The organism is Phenylobacterium sp. (genome assembly GCF_041691455.1).
Classification (GTDB): domain Bacteria; phylum Pseudomonadota; class Alphaproteobacteria; order Caulobacterales; family Caulobacteraceae; genus Phenylobacterium.
Map to the genome: position 1 here is coordinate 38,421 of NZ_JBEPUO010000023.1, position 13,739 is coordinate 52,159.

Here is a 13,739-nt window from a genome sequence, read left to right on the forward strand (position 1 = left end):
CGGCGCGCCCGCGTCATGCCGATCCGGCGGCACTGTTGCAGCGCAGCGCCTTGGCGAGCGGCGGCGGGGCGGGTATAGAGCCCGCCACCTCGCGGCGCGACGCGCCCCGTCACCCTGCCTCAAGAGACGCAAAGACCCTCATGACCGAACGCACCTTCTCGATCATCAAGCCGGACGCCACCGAGCGGAACCTGACCGGCAAGATCAACGCGGTGATCGAGGACGCGGGCCTGCGGATCGTGGCCCAGCGCCGCATCCGCATGACCGAGGCCCAGGCCAAGAAGTTCTATGAGGTCCATGCCGCCCGCCCGTTCTACGGCGAGCTGGTCGACTTCATGATGTCGGCGCCCGTCGTCGTCCAGGTCCTTGAAGGTCCGAACGCCGTCGCCAAATACCGTGAGGTCATGGGCGCCACCAACCCGGCCGACGCTGCTGACGGCACCATCCGCAAGCTCTACGCCAAGAACGTCGGCGAGAACTCGGTGCATGGGTCCGACAGCTCGGAGAACGCGGCGCTCGAGATCGTCCAGTTCTTCACCGAGGGCGACATCGTCGGCTGAGGCTGGCGCCCGAAACCGCCGGCGGGTTTTCCCGCCTAGTATCCATTCCATTCGAAAGCCGTGATGAGAGAAGACAAGATCGGGGGTTTCAACGAAAGGTTGAGCTCCCAGGCCGAAGCCCGCAGAGCCCTGCTGGAAAAGTTCAAGCCGAAACCCACCGTCCAAGCCGCCGTCCTTGAGACCCGCGCTCAGCGCAAGGCCCGCGAAGTCGAGGAGGTCCGCGCCAAGCGGGCCGCCGACAAGGAAGCCGCGCGCCTGAAGGCCGAGGCCGCCGTGGAAGACGCGCGTCTGGCGCTCGCCAACAACGAAGAAGCCCAGCTCGAGCTGAAGCGCCAGGACCGCAAGGACCGCAAGGCCCAGGCCAAGGCCGAAGCCCGCGCCAAACGCGAAGCGAAATCGGCCCAGCGCCGCGGCTGACTCCAGGTCTAGTCTTCCGACCCGCCGGTCAGCTTGCGGGACAGGTCGCCATAGTAGCCCTGGATCAGCAGCTCGACGGCTTCGCCGCGTTCTTCGGCGTTGAAGGCCATGTCCTTGGCGAGCTCGATGGCGGCCGAGCGGCTCAGGCCGTGCTCGATGGCTTTCCCGTCGGAAAAGACCGTCCAGTCTCCATCCTTCAGGGTCACCGCGTACTGAACCATTTCGTCCGTAGACCTCCGCTCGAGCTTGAGCGTGCGGCTATGGTAAAGGTTCCGCCTTGAGTTCCACCGGACGCCCGTGCGGGGTGTGGCGGTAGGCGTCCGCCCAGGCCTCCTTGCGCGCGGCCAGTTCCGCGGCCCCGGCCAGGGCCTTGGCGGTCGCCAGGTCCTCCAGCGCCGCAAGCCAATAGTCGTAATATCGCGAGCCGTCGTCGTCCGGCCCGGCCGCCATCAGGCGTTCGGACAGCGCCTGCGCCCATTCGGTCCAGGTGTAGGCGCCCTGGGCGTGGAGCTGCAGGGCGAGCGCGAACGCTTGGGCCTGCCAGGGCTCGGCGAACACCGGTCCCGCCTCGTCGCGCGGCAGGCGCGGCAGGGTCAGCGGGTCAGGCGCGCTCAAGATAGGGCTCCCAGAGGTCGAGGCTGACGCTGTCGCGGGCGTCGGCGGCCTCACCCCACAGTTCGCGCGCCGTGAAGCGCACGGTGTAGAGCGGCCGTGGGTCCTCGCCCTTGCCGTGGGCGTTGGAGTCCGGGAAGACGTGCGCGCCATGCAGCCGCTCGATCACGCCGCGGCGGCCGCGGGCGTAGCGGGGCAGGCGGGTATGGCCATTGGGATTGATGTTGCGCGCCCGCACCTGATCGCCCGACGCGAACTGCGGCCGGGCCGTCGTCTCGCGGACGTAGGAGCCTTGGCGGCCGAGCGTGCTCTCCACCGCCTCGGGAGCGAGGCGAGGGGTCGCCTTGGCCGAGCCGGGCGCGGGCTGGCCGCTGGCGAACTCTTCCGGGGTCACCAGGCCCTGTTGGAGCAGCCGTTCGCTGAGCGAGCGGAACCACTTTTCGTAGTAGCTCATCCGCAGGTATTCCGGGCCCGGGATCAGCTCGCGCTGGTGGCGGCCGGAGTCGATGTTGGCGCGGGTCGGCGAGGCCAGGCTCATGGCGTGGACCCGGCCCTCCCAGGGGTGATGGAAGACCTGGCCTTCGGCCTCGGGCTCGATGGCGCCGAGCCCCTGCATGCCGCCCATGTCATGGACGCCGTTCACAGCCGCGCCGTCCCGATCATGCCGTCGCGGGTGACGAGGGCGGCCAGCGCGGACTCGTCCAGGCCATCGGTGTCGGCCGGCCGTTCGGGCAGCACCAGGTAGCGGATCTCCGCCGTCGAATCCCAGACCCGGACTTCGGTCTCGGCCGGCAGTTCGGTCCCGAACTCGGCCAGCACCCCGCGCGGATCGATCACGACGCGCGAGCGGTAGGGCGAGGACTTGTACCAGACCGGCGGCAGGCCCAGCACCGGCCACGGGTAGCAGGAGCACAGGGTGCAGACGACGACGTTGTGGATCTCCGGCGTGTTCTCCACGACGATCATGTGGTCGCCCTGGCCGCCCGCGTAGCCCAACTCGGCGATGGCGGCGGTGGCGTCCTCCATCAGCCGGGCCTTGTAGGCCGGGTCGGTCCAGGCCTTGGCCACCACCCGGGCGCCGTTGCGGGGTCCGACCCTGTGCTCGAAGTGGTCGACGATGGCGTCCAGCGCCGCCGGATCGACCAAGCCCTTTTCCACCATCAGCGATTCGAGGGCCTTCACGCGGAGCGCCATGTCTGACGGCGGCGCCTGGCCGTGGTCGTCGCCATGATCGTGGTCGTGGTCGTGGTGATCGTGCGCCATGGACGGAAAATGCGGGAGAAGCGCGGAAAGGTGAAGCCCCGGCAGGTGACCGGACTCGCGTCTCCTGCGATGCTCCGCGGGCTTGGAGGGCTCTTTGCCATGACCACGCCCCACCTGATCTACTTCTCCGATCCGATGTGCTCCTGGTGCTACGGCTTTTCGCCGGTGATCGCCGACATCCGCGAGACCTTCGGCCGCGCCCTGCCGGTCCGGGTGGTGATGGGCGGCCTGCGCCCGGGGACCGAGACGCCGATGACCGAGGAGGCGAAGCTCGAGATCGCCGACCACTGGACCCATGTCCACGAGGCGACTGGCCTGCCGTTCAACGGCGCGGGCATGTCGCGGCCGGGCTTCGTCTACGACACCGACCCCGCCGCCCGTGCGGTCGTCGCGGCCCGGCGCGACGGCGAGGAGATGGCCGCGGCGTTCCTTGGCCGAGCGCAGCGGGCCTTCTACGCCGAGGGCCGCGACGTCACGACGGGCGAGGTGCTGGCCGACCTCGCCGACGAACTCGGCCTCGACCGCCAGTCGTTCCTGGAGACCTGGGCCGCGCCGGAGACCAAGGAAGAGACCTGGCGCGACTATGCGATCTCCCAGCGCGCCGGGGTCACCGGCTTCCCGACCCTGGTGGCCGGGCCCAATCCCGACGGCGTCTATGGCGTCGTCACCCGCGGCTTCGCGCCGGGCGAACAGGTGGTGGGCATCCTCAAGGAATGGCTGGACCGTATCGCGGCCTGAGCTCGGTTGACGGGTTAGATTACAGGTGTACATTTCCTTGGCCGGCAAGTTCCGGGCGAACGGGGAACGACATGCGCAGGTCTATCGCGATCGTCTTGTGGCTTGGCCTCGTGGCGTCTCCGCAGATCTCGGCGGCGCAGGTGGCGGCGCTGACCCCGGAGGCCAAGCAGGAGGTGGTGGCGAAGGCCGCCGCGGCCCTGGCGGACGGCTACGTCTATCCCGACCGCGGCCGCCAGGCCGGCGCGGCCCTGCAGAAGAGCCTCGAGGCCGGAAACTATGCCGCGATCGCCGACAAGGCCGCTTTCGCCGCCCGCCTCACGGCCGACCTGCAGGCGGTGACCCACGACAAGCACATGCGGGTGATGGACCCGGGCGGCCCGCCGCCGGCCGGCGCCCCGGCCGGCCCGCCGCCGCGCAGCCGCGCGGGCTTCATCCGGGTCGACCGACTGCAGGGCAACATCGGCTACATCGCGCTCGCGGGATTTCCGGCCCCTGGCATGTTCAAGGACGCGGCCGACGCCGCCATGCGGGCAGTCGAGGGGACCGACGCCCTGATCATCGACATGCGGCGCAACGGCGGCGGCTCGCCCGAGGCCGTCGCCTACCTCTGCAGCTTCCTCTTCGATCCGGCGCAGCCGACCCACCTCAACGACCTCATCTACCGAAACCGCGGGACCGAGACCTTCCGGACCCAGACCTTCTTCACCGTGGCCGTGCCCAGCCACTACCTCGGCAAGCCGGTGATCCTGATCACCAGCCCGCACACCTTCTCCGGCGGCGAGGAGTTCACCAACGATCTGAAGGTGCTGAAGCGCGCCAGGGTGGTCGGCGAGACCACGGGCGGCGGCGCGAACCCCGGCGGGGTGCAGCCGGTGGGGGCGGGCCTGCTGCTGTTCGTGCCCGGCGGCCGCGCCGAGAACCCCATCACCAAGACGAGCTGGGAGGGCGTCGGCGTTATTCCCGATGTCCCGACCGCGCCCCAGGCCGCCTTCGCCGCGGCCTATAGGGCGGCGCTCGAGGCCGCGCCCGCCGCACCTAGGCGCGCGGCCCTGAAGGCGCGGCTGGCGGCTACGGGCGGCGAGGCGGAAGCCTGGACGGAGGCGGCGCTGCAGACGCCGCGGACCGAGCGCTCGCCCCGCGCCGAGGCGGCCCTGCGCGGGGTGATCGAGCACACGCAGCGCGGCGATTTCGATGCCGCGGCCCTGACGCCCGACCTGGCCGAAGCCGTGAAACCGAGCATGCCGGATGTCCGCAAGGTGCTGGCCGACCTCGGGCCGCTGCAGTCCCTGACCTTCAAGGAGGTCGATATGATGGGGGCCGACGTCTACCACGCGACCTTCGCCCATGGCGGCATGGACTGGGTGATCTACCTGACCGACGACGGCAAGATCGCCGCCGTCTTCTACCCCGTCCCGCCGGTGATCAGCCCGTCGCCGGCCAAGGCCTCCTGAGGTCCTGCGCCGGGCTACTTCAGGCGTGGCGGCGGATTGTGGCCCAGGTCCTGGATCAGCTTGGTGAGCAGATAGAGCCGCGGCGTCACCGAGCCCAGGACGAGATATTCCGTATCGGCGTGGAAGCCGCCGGCCGCCGGGCCAAGGCCATCCAGAGCCGGGATGCCGCCCTCATAGGCGAGGGCCGATTCCGAGGCGCCGCCGTTGCCGCCGCGGGTGATCGTCTTGCCGAGCCCGGCGTAGATCGCCTCCGCCCGCGCCGCCAGCGCCTGTGTCCCCGGGTTTTCGGGCAGGGGCGGGAAGAACGGCTCCTGATGATAGACCCGCACCTTGGTGTCTGGAACGGCGGTCGTCTGGGCGTTCTTCTCCACCACCGCCATCACCTTGGGGAGGTCGGACTTTTCGCGGATGCGCACGCTGTAGGTCGCCGAAGCGTCTTCCGGGATGATGTTGTCCCGGGTCCCGGCCTGCAGCATCGTGAGGTTCATGGTGATCCCGTCGCCGGTCTTCGGGAACACGTCGTCGGCGGCCATCTGGTGGATCAGTTCGGTGGCCGCGTTGCGCCCCTCGCCGGGCGCGATCCCCGCGTGCGCGGGCCGGCCCTTGACCTCGATGTGCAGCCCGACCGCGCCCTTGCGCCAGACGGTCATGACGTCGGGCAGGTCGCCGGGCTCCAGGTTCAACTCCACATCGGCGTCGGCCACCAGCTTGGCGATCAGGCCGTGGGTGCCCGGCGATCCGCCCTCCTCGGAGGTCTCGATCAGGAAGACGATCTGCTTGAAATCCTTGAAGCCGAGATCGTGCAGGATCTGCAGGGCGTAGAGCCCCTCGACCACGCCGCCCTTCTCGTCGGAGACCCCTGGCCCATAGGCCTTCTCCGCGTCCATGCGGAACGGCCGCTTGGCCGCCGTGCCGGGCCCGAACACGGTGTCGATGTGGCCGATCAGCAGGATGCGGCCCTTGCCGGCCCCCTTGAGCGTGGCGACGGTGTTGTCCGGCAGGCCGTCGGCCTCGGCCTTCACGCTCTCCACCGCGTAGCCGAGCGCCTTCAGCCGCGCGGCCAGGATCGCGGCGACCTTGCGCCCGCCCTCGACGTCGCGCGTGCCCGAATCGATATTGACGATCTGCCCGAGCAACTTGAGCTGCTCGGGCTTTGCGGCCTCCGCCGCCGCCCAGACCTTGGCGTCCTTGGCGACGGTCTGGGGGACCGCGGCCTTCGGCGCCGCCTGCGCGGACAGGCCGATCAGCGCCACGGCCCCTGCGGCCGCGATGAATCCGAGCTTCATGGAATCCCCCAAACTGTCGCAATCACCATGGCTGGGTGGCGCAAGCGATCAAGCCGAAACGGCGGCGCGGCCTCAGGTCACCTTGCGCCCTGGCCTTCGGCACGCGATATCGGGTGTGCGACGAGCCGTCGGCAGGCTCGCCAAAGATTCCAAGAAGGACTTCCCCTATGCGTGACCCCGTCACCACCGCGCTGGGCCTCGTGCCGATGGTCGTCGAACAGACGAGCCGAGGCGAGCGCGCCTACGACATCTTCTCCCGGCTCCTGAAGGACCGGATCATCTTCCTGGCGGGTCCCGTCGAGGACGGCATGGCGGCGCTGATCTGCGCCCAGCTGCTGCATCTCGAGGCCGAGAACCCGAAGAAGGAGATCCAGATGTACATCAACTCGCCGGGCGGCGTGGTGACGTCGGGCCTCGCGATCTACGACACCATGCAATACATCCGCAGCCCGGTGATCACCCTTTGCCTCGGCATGGCCGCCTCGATGGGCTCGTTCCTGCTGATGGCCGGTGAAAAGGGCTCGCGCATCGCACTGCCGAACTCCCGGATCATGGTCCACCAGCCGTCCGGCGGCTTCTCGGGCAAGGCCTCGGACATCGAGCGCCACGCCGAGGACATCATCAAGACCAAGGCCCGCCTGAACGAACTCTACGCCAAGCACACCGGCCAGACGGTGGAGACGGTGGAAAGCGTCCTCGACCGCGACAGCTTCATGACCGCCGACGAAGCCAAGGCATGGGGCATCGTCGACCACGTCTGGGAAAAGCGCGAAGCCGAGAGCTAAGAGGCCAGGCGCCGGCGGGCGGCGGCCAGCAGGGCCGCCTGTCCGGCCGCGTGGGTGACGTCGATCCGCTCGTCCGGATCGGCGATGTCGGCAAACATGCCCTTCGGATCTTCGTGGAAATGCAGGAAGCCGCGGGACTTGCGGTAGAACACCCCGCGCTTCTTCTCCTTCAGGCCGGGAAGTTCGCGGATTTTCGCGAGCAGGTCTTCCAGCCGGTCGAGATCGGCGTCGCGAGCGTGCCTCATGGCGTCCCCTTGAAGACCCGGTAGCCGGAGGTTTCGGCCATCGCCAGCATCTCGCGGTCGCCGCTGGTGTCGCCATAGGCCGCCTTGAGCTCCAGCGCCGGCCCGAACGCGGCCTTCAGGCGCACGACCTTCTCCGGTCCCCGGCAATTGGGCGTCGCAAAGCCGCCTTCCACCCGATCTCGGCTGTCGAAGGCGAGTTCGGTGCCGAGGATGGCGTCCGCGCCCAGGCCCCGGGCGAAGGGCGCCACGACCAGCACGGGCGAAGCGGTGACGATCACCAGCCGCACATGGTCGCTCCGCCAGCGCTTCCAGGCCGCCACGGCGTCCGGGCGCAAAAGGCTGCGTGAAAAGCGTTCGGCGAATTCGCGGGCCTCGGCCTCGAGCTGCGTGCGGGGGACGCCGCGCAGGAATTCCTTCACCGCCGCCTGCTTGATCCGCCCGCGGTCGCGGTGGAAGAGGTAGGCAAGCGCGCTCGGCGCCAGCTTGACCAGGCCCCGCGCATAGCGGCCCGGGCCTGCCCGCCACTTGAGGAACGCGGTGAAACTGTCGCGGGTGGTCAAGGTGCCGTCGAAGTCGAACGCCACGATCGGCGGATCGCCGGGCCGATCGGCCAGTCCCGCGGCCCCAGGCGCCGGCCGGTCTTGTGCCATTTCGATCCGTTTCCCATCTAGAATTGCAAGATGTCCGGGATTCGGACGTCGCGCCGCCAATTGTCGCGACCCTGTCGCAAGGCTTGTGATCCCGGGCGGGATCGAGGATTGTCAAGACTTAGACAACCCGCGGCGCGTATTCTGCATTGATAGGGCGGCAACGTCCGTGGGGCGATTCAGGCTGAGACGCCGGTTCGGATCGCCTAGAGAGTGAGAACCGACCATGACCAAGGCCGCGAGCGGAGATTCAAAGAGCACGCTTTACTGCTCTTTCTGCGGCAAGAGCCAGCATGAGGTCCGCAAGCTTATCGCGGGCCCGACAGTGTTCATCTGTGATGAATGCGTCGAGCTGTGCATGGATATCATCCGCGAAGAACATAAGATCTCCTTCGTCAAATCGAAGGACGGCGTGCCAACGCCGAAGGAAATCCGCGAGGTCCTCGACGATTACGTCATCGGGCAAGATCACGCGAAGAAGGTTCTCTCCGTCGCGGTCCACAACCACTACAAACGGTTGAACCACGCCACGAAGAATAACGACGTCGAACTGGGCAAGGCGAACATCCTGCTGATCGGCCCCACGGGCACCGGCAAGACGCTTCTGGCCCAGACTCTGGCGCGAATCATCGACGTTCCGTTCACGGTCGCCGACGCCACGACCCTCACCGAAGCGGGCTACGTGGGTGAGGATGTCGAAAATATCATCCTGAAATTGCTGCAGGCGGCCGACTACAACGTCGAGCGAGCGCAGCGCGGCATCGTCTACATCGACGAAGTCGATAAGATCAGCCGCAAGTCCGACAACCCCTCGATCACCCGCGACGTGTCGGGCGAGGGCGTGCAGCAGGCGCTGCTGAAGATCATGGAAGGCACCGTCGCCTCCGTGCCGCCGCAGGGCGGGCGCAAGCATCCGCAGCAGGAGTTCCTGCAGGTCGACACCACCAACATCCTGTTCATCTGCGGCGGCGCGTTCTCGGGCCTGGAGAAGATCATCTCCGCGCGCGGGCAGGGCGCCTCCATCGGCTTCGGCGCCAAGGTCACAGATCCGGACGAGCGCCGCACCGGCGAGATCTTCCGCCAGGTGGAGCCGGACGACCTGCTGCGCTTCGGCCTGATCCCGGAATTCGTCGGCCGCCTGCCGGTCATCGCGACCCTGGACGACCTCGACGAGAAGGCGCTGGTGAAGATCCTCACCGAGCCGAAGAACGCCTTCGTGAAGCAGTACGTGCGCCTCTTCGACATGGAGAACGTCGGCCTGACCTTCACCGACGACGCCCTGAACGCCGTGGCCCGCAAGGCCATCGTTCGCAAGACCGGCGCGCGGGGCCTGCGCTCGATCCTCGAGGCGATCCTGCTCGACACCATGTACGAGCTGCCGACCTACGACGGCGTCGAGGAGGTGGTGGTCAACGCCGAGGTGGTCGAAGGCCGCGCTCAGCCGCTGATCATCTACGCCGAACGCCGCGACAAGGGCGGCGCCGCCTAGGCGCCAGTCCTCGGCCTGAATTCGGAAAGCCCCGCTGGTGACGGCGGGGCTTTTTCATGCGCGATACTGGCGTCTTCGAACACGGAGGCGCGCTTGGCGATCATCGGCCTGGATCACGTCAACATCCGCACCACGCAGCTCGCCCGGACCCAGGCGTTCTTTACCGACGTGCTCGGCCTCACCGTCGGCTGGCGGCCGGATTTCCCGTTCGGCGGGACCTGGCTCTATGCCGGGGACAAGGACGTGGTGCACCTCGTGGAGGTCGGCAAACCTTCCGCCGCCTCCCGCGGCTCGGCCCTCGATCATTTCGCCTTCGCCATCGATGACTATGAGGACGCCAAGGCCAAGCTTGACGCCGCCGGCATGGCCTATGAGCCGTCCGTGGCGCCGAACGGCGGCATCCGGCAGATGTTCGTCACCGAACTCAACGGCGTGACCATCGAGCTGAACTGCCGCGCGCCGAAGGCGGGATGAACGCGGTCCATCCGCCGTGCGACCGCGCGCTCGCACATCGGGTCACGGCGCTGGCGCACCCGCCGCGCGCCCAGGCGCTGGTGCTGACCGGCACGGTGCTGGGCTCTGGGCTGGCCTTCATCGACTCCTCGGCGGTCAACCTGACGCTGCCGGTGATCCAGCAGAGCCTCGGCGGCGGGTTCGCCGCGGCGCAGTGGATCATGAACGCCTACGCCCTGATGCTGGGCGCGCTGGTCCTGGCCGGCGGCGCCGCGGCCGACCGTTATGGGCGCAAGCGGGTGTTCGCGGCCGGGGTGCTGCTGTTCACCGCGGCCTCCGCGGTCTGCGGCCTCGCCCCGAACCTCACCGTCCTGATCATGGCGCGGGCGCTGCAGGGCGTGGGCGCCGCATTGCTGACTCCGGCCAGTTTGGCGCTGCTCGGCGCCGCCTATGACGCCAAGGGCCGGGGCCAGGCGGTCGGGATCTGGGCCGGCGCCAGCGGCCTCACCAGCGCCGTCGGCCCGGTGCTCGGCGGCTGGCTGACCCAGGCGATCTCCTGGCGCGCGGTGTTCTTCATCAACCTGCCGGTGGCGGCGATCGCGGTCTGGCTGGTGCTGGCCAACGCCAAGGAGAGCAAGGGCGCGCGGTCCGGGCCAGTGGACTGGGCCGGGGCGGCCGCCGTCACCGCAGGTCTCGGCGCGCTCACCTGGGCCCTGACCGTCGCGCCGAAGCAGGGGGCGGACATCCAGGTCCTGGGCGCCGCCGGGTTCGGCGTGGCGGCCCTGATCGGGTTCGTCGTGATCGAAAGAAAGGCGGCCAACCCCATGACGCCACTGACACTTTTCAAGTCGCTGACCTTCTCTGGCGTCAACGCGCTGACCTTCCTGCTCTACGCCGCCCTGGGCGGGGCCCTGTTCCTGCTGCCGTTCGAGCTGATCCGCGCCCACGGCTATCCACCCTCGGCGGCGGGCGCCGCGCTGCTGCCGTTGTCGGTGGGCCTCGCCGTGCTCTCGCCGGCCGCCGGACGCCTGGCCTCCCGGATCGGCGCCCGGCCCCTGCTGATCGTCGGGCCGCTGCTGGTCGCCGCCGGCTTCGCCCTGCTGGGCTTGCTGTCTCAGGACGGAAGCTACTGGACGTCGGTCTTTCCGGGCCTGGCGGTCCTGGCGGTGGGCGCGGGCGTGGCCGTGGCGCCGCTCACCGATGCGGTGCTGGGCGCGGTGGCCGACGAATATGAAGGCGCCGCGGCCGGGGTGAACAACGCCGTAGCCCGGGTGGCGGGTCTGCTGGCGGTCGCCCTGGTCGGATTCGTGATCGCCGGATCGGACCCGAAGGCCATCGCGGCCGGATATCGCGCGGCGATGATCGCCGCCGCTATGGCCTCCGCGGCGGCCGCGCTGATCGCCGCCCTCACGGTCAGGCCAAAAGCCAAGTCCCGGGCGCGGTAATGCTTGCTACGACATGACGAGCATCATCTAATACACAGATGGCCGACAGAGCGATCATCGTCGTAGGCGCCGGAGACGCGCTGGGCGGCGCTATCGCCAAACGCTTCGCCCGAGAGGGCTACGCCGCGGTCATCGTGCGCCGGCACGCCGACCAGCTCGAGCCGCTCGCCGCGGCGATTCGCGAGGCGGGCGGCCAGGCGCACCCCTTCGGGCTCGACGCCCGCAAGGAGGAGGACATGACCGGCCTCTTCGCTCGCGTGGAGGCCGAAATCGGTCCGGTGGAGGTCTGCGTCTTCAATATCGGCGCGAATGTCCGCTTTCCGATCGCCGAGACGACGTCCCGGGTGTTCCACAAGGTCTGGGAGATGGCCTGTTTCTCCGGCTTCCTGGCCGGCCGCGAGGCGGCGAAGGTCATGACGCCGAGGGGGCGCGGGACCATCCTCTTCACCGGCGCCACGGCCAGCGTCCGCGGCCGGGAGGGCTTCGCCGCCTTCGCCTCGGCCAAGCATGGCCTGCGCGCGCTGGCCCAGAGCATGGCGCGCGAGCTGGGTCCCAAGGGCGTGCACGTGGCGCACACCATCATCGACGGCGCCATCGACACCGCCTGGATCGCCGAGAACTTCCCGGAGCGGCACGCCCTGAAGAGCCAGGACGGCATCCTGAACCCCGAACACATCGCCGACGCCTATTGGGCGCTGCACGTCCAGCCGAGGGACGCCTGGACCCACGAACTCGATCTGCGGCCCTGGATGGAGGCCTGGTGACCATGGGTCAGATGGTGGAATTCCTCTTCGATTTCGGCAGCCCGGCGAGCTACCTGGCCTATCAGCGGGTGCCGGACCTAGCGGGCCGGACGGGGGCCAGGATCGTCTACTTGCCGATGCTGCTGGGCGGGATTTTCAAGGCGACCGGCAACGCCTCGCCGGCCGCCATCCCGGCCAAGGGCCGCTGGATGAACGCCGACCTCGCGCGCTGGGCGCGGCGCGACGGCATCGAATTCCACCGCAATCCGCACTTCCCGATCAACACCCTGCACCTGATGCGCGGCGCGACCGGTCTGATCGACGATCCGCGGTTCATGGCCTACTGCGACGCGGTTTTCGACGCCATGTGGCGAGAACCGAGGAATCTCGGCGATCCGGCGGAGCTTGCGCCGGTGATCGAGGCCATCGGCGTCGAGGCCGACGAATTCCGAGCCCTGGTCGAGCGCGACGACGTCAAGGCGCGGCTCAAGGCCGCCACCGAAGGCGCGGTGCAGCGCGGCGTCTTCGGCGCGCCGACCTTCTTCGTCGGGAACCAGATGTTCTTCGGCCAGGACCGCATGGATTTCGTCGAGGAAGCCCTGATCAGACCGGCGGCTTGAGCCAATCGTTCGCAATCCCCACATATCGTTTAGGGTCGGAGCATAGAGTTGCGCGCTGGACCTCGCCTTTTCGGCTCCAAAGGGCCGTGAATCGCGATGGGACCCAGTGTCGCGCAAAGGGATTGCCCCGCTTGAACCACGGATCAAACGGTCCACATAAATCACCGAAACCCGTCGCCTTCGGGGACGGACGGATCGTCCGACTCAGACGCATCGTCTGGGTGACTGCGATCCGGGAGGCCGGGCTGCGCGACCAAGCGGCCGGTCAGGAGTTGAAGCATTATGTCTGAGATTAAAATCCTCCCAATCCTGCCCTTGCGGGACATCGTTGTCTTCCCGCATCAGCCGGTTCCGCTCTTCGTGGGTCGCGAGAAGTCCGTCCGCGCCCTGGAAGAAGCGATGAAGAACGACGGCAAGCAGATCCTGCTCGCCACCCAGAAGGACAAGGACGACGATGATCCCTCGCCCGACGGCATCTATGACGTGGGCGTGGTCGCCACCGTCCTGCAGCTCCTGAAGCTGCCCGACGGCACCGTGAAGGTGCTGGTGGAAGGCCGCGCGCGCGCCGGCATCTCGCGGTTCACCGACCAGGCCGAGTTCTACGAGGCCGAGATCGCCTATGTGGCCGAGGATGGCGTCGGCTCGGCCGAGGCCGAGGCGCTGAGCCGCGCGGTGGTCGAGCAGTTCGAAAACTACGTGAAGCTCAACAAGAAGGTCCCGCCCGAGGCGCTGGCCGCGATCCCGCAGATCGACAATCCCGGCGAACTCGCCGACCGCATCGCCAGCCACCTGTCGGTGAAGATCGCCGAGAAGCAGCAGCTCCTGGAAGTCTTCAACGTCGTGAAGCGCCTGGAGAAGGTCTACGCCCTGATGGAGGGCGAAATCTCGGTCATGCAGACCGAGAAGAAGATCCGCAACCGCGTGAAGCGGCAGATGGAGAAGACCCAGCGCGAGTACTATCTGAACGAGCAGATGAAGGCGATCC

Annotated in this window: 18 protein-coding genes; 11 read left to right on the forward strand and 7 right to left on the reverse strand. The window is 68.4% G+C overall.

Annotation, left to right across the window (positions count from 1 at the left end):
- Nucleotides 1-140 precede the first annotated feature (140 nt).
- Nucleotides 141-560, forward strand: a complete 420-nt coding sequence (ndk, locus tag ACESMY_RS18920; RefSeq protein WP_372786172.1) for a nucleoside-diphosphate kinase — start codon at nt 141-143, stop codon at nt 558-560.
- Nucleotides 561-623: 63 nt separating this feature from the next.
- A complete protein-coding gene (locus ACESMY_RS18925) occupies nt 624-977 on the forward strand; it encodes a DUF6481 family protein (protein WP_372786173.1) in 354 nt (117 codons plus the stop codon).
- A gap of 8 nt (nt 978-985) precedes the next feature.
- On the opposite strand, the gene ACESMY_RS18930 is transcribed toward ACESMY_RS18925, so the two are convergent.
- Genes ACESMY_RS18930 through nthA form a run of 4 tightly spaced genes read right to left on the reverse strand, consistent with a single transcriptional unit; the run spans nt 986 to nt 2,852 of the window.
- Complete coding sequence (locus tag ACESMY_RS18930) at nt 986-1,198, reverse strand: hypothetical protein (protein ID WP_372786174.1); 213 nt, start codon at nt 1,196-1,198, stop codon at nt 986-988.
- Nucleotides 1,199-1,235: 37 nt separating this feature from the next.
- Complete coding sequence (locus ACESMY_RS18935; RefSeq protein WP_372786175.1) at nt 1,236-1,592, reverse strand: nitrile hydratase accessory protein; 357 nt, start codon at nt 1,590-1,592, stop codon at nt 1,236-1,238.
- The gene (nthB, locus tag ACESMY_RS18940; protein WP_372786176.1) at nt 1,579-2,232 is read right to left on the reverse strand and encodes a nitrile hydratase subunit beta; all 654 of its coding nucleotides are present in this window, start codon (nt 2,230-2,232) and stop codon (nt 1,579-1,581) included. Before nthB ends, ACESMY_RS18935 begins: the two co-directional genes overlap by 14 nt.
- The gene (gene nthA, locus ACESMY_RS18945; protein ID WP_372786177.1) at nt 2,229-2,852 is read right to left on the reverse strand and encodes a nitrile hydratase subunit alpha; all 624 of its coding nucleotides are present in this window, start codon (nt 2,850-2,852) and stop codon (nt 2,229-2,231) included. The genes nthB and nthA overlap by 4 nt, the downstream gene beginning before the upstream one ends.
- A gap of 99 nt (nt 2,853-2,951) precedes the next feature.
- Here nthA and ACESMY_RS18950 point away from each other — a divergent pair, with 99 nt between their 5' ends.
- Both ACESMY_RS18950 and ACESMY_RS18955 read left to right on the forward strand, forming a co-directional pair.
- The gene (locus ACESMY_RS18950) at nt 2,952-3,590 is read left to right on the forward strand and encodes a DsbA family protein (protein WP_372786178.1); all 639 of its coding nucleotides are present in this window, start codon (nt 2,952-2,954) and stop codon (nt 3,588-3,590) included.
- Between the two features lie 71 nt (nt 3,591-3,661).
- Entirely contained in the window at nt 3,662-5,041 is a 1,380-nt protein-coding gene (locus tag ACESMY_RS18955) for a S41 family peptidase (RefSeq protein ID WP_372786179.1), read from the forward strand.
- Between the two features lie 14 nt (nt 5,042-5,055).
- Here ACESMY_RS18955 and ACESMY_RS18960 read toward each other — a convergent pair whose 3' ends face one another.
- Nucleotides 5,056-6,327 (reverse strand): glutamate carboxypeptidase, encoded by a 1,272-nt coding sequence (locus tag ACESMY_RS18960; RefSeq protein WP_372786180.1) that lies wholly within the window; start codon nt 6,325-6,327, stop codon nt 5,056-5,058.
- A 167-nt stretch (nt 6,328-6,494) separates the two neighbouring features.
- Between ACESMY_RS18960 and ACESMY_RS18965 the strand changes: the two genes are divergently transcribed.
- Nucleotides 6,495-7,112 (forward strand): ATP-dependent Clp protease proteolytic subunit, encoded by a 618-nt coding sequence (locus ACESMY_RS18965; RefSeq protein WP_372786181.1) that lies wholly within the window; start codon nt 6,495-6,497, stop codon nt 7,110-7,112.
- Here ACESMY_RS18965 and ACESMY_RS18970 read toward each other — a convergent pair.
- Both ACESMY_RS18970 and ACESMY_RS18975 read right to left on the reverse strand, forming a co-directional pair.
- On the reverse strand, nt 7,109-7,357 hold the full coding sequence (locus tag ACESMY_RS18970; protein ID WP_372786182.1) for a hypothetical protein: 249 nt from the start codon (nt 7,355-7,357) through the stop codon (nt 7,109-7,111). The two genes, ACESMY_RS18965 and ACESMY_RS18970, sit on opposite strands and share 4 nt — an antisense overlap.
- Nucleotides 7,354-8,007, reverse strand: a complete 654-nt coding sequence (locus ACESMY_RS18975) for an HAD-IB family hydrolase (protein WP_372786183.1) — start codon at nt 8,005-8,007, stop codon at nt 7,354-7,356. The genes ACESMY_RS18970 and ACESMY_RS18975 overlap by 4 nt, the downstream gene beginning before the upstream one ends.
- A gap of 223 nt (nt 8,008-8,230) precedes the next feature.
- On the opposite strand from ACESMY_RS18975, the gene clpX reads away from it, so the two are divergent.
- The 6 genes from clpX to ACESMY_RS19005 all read left to right on the forward strand — a co-directional run.
- Entirely contained in the window at nt 8,231-9,493 is a 1,263-nt protein-coding gene (gene clpX, locus ACESMY_RS18980; RefSeq protein WP_372786184.1) for an ATP-dependent Clp protease ATP-binding subunit ClpX, read from the forward strand.
- Between the two features lie 93 nt (nt 9,494-9,586).
- A complete protein-coding gene (locus tag ACESMY_RS18985) occupies nt 9,587-9,967 on the forward strand; it encodes a VOC family protein (protein ID WP_372786185.1) in 381 nt (126 codons plus the stop codon).
- Nucleotides 9,964-11,391 carry a DHA2 family efflux MFS transporter permease subunit gene (locus tag ACESMY_RS18990; protein WP_372786186.1) on the forward strand — a complete coding sequence of 476 codons (1,428 nt, stop codon included), beginning with the start codon at nt 9,964-9,966 and terminating at the stop codon, nt 11,389-11,391. Before ACESMY_RS18985 ends, ACESMY_RS18990 begins: the two co-directional genes overlap by 4 nt.
- A gap of 38 nt (nt 11,392-11,429) precedes the next feature.
- Nucleotides 11,430-12,155, forward strand: a complete 726-nt coding sequence (locus ACESMY_RS18995; RefSeq protein WP_372786187.1) for an SDR family oxidoreductase — start codon at nt 11,430-11,432, stop codon at nt 12,153-12,155.
- 2 nt (nt 12,156-12,157) lie between these two features.
- The gene (locus ACESMY_RS19000; protein WP_372786191.1) at nt 12,158-12,754 is read left to right on the forward strand and encodes a 2-hydroxychromene-2-carboxylate isomerase; all 597 of its coding nucleotides are present in this window, start codon (nt 12,158-12,160) and stop codon (nt 12,752-12,754) included.
- A 282-nt stretch (nt 12,755-13,036) separates the two neighbouring features.
- Nucleotides 13,037-13,739, forward strand: a 703-nt coding sequence (locus tag ACESMY_RS19005) for an LON peptidase substrate-binding domain-containing protein (RefSeq protein WP_372786188.1), incomplete at its 3' end; no start/stop codon positions are given.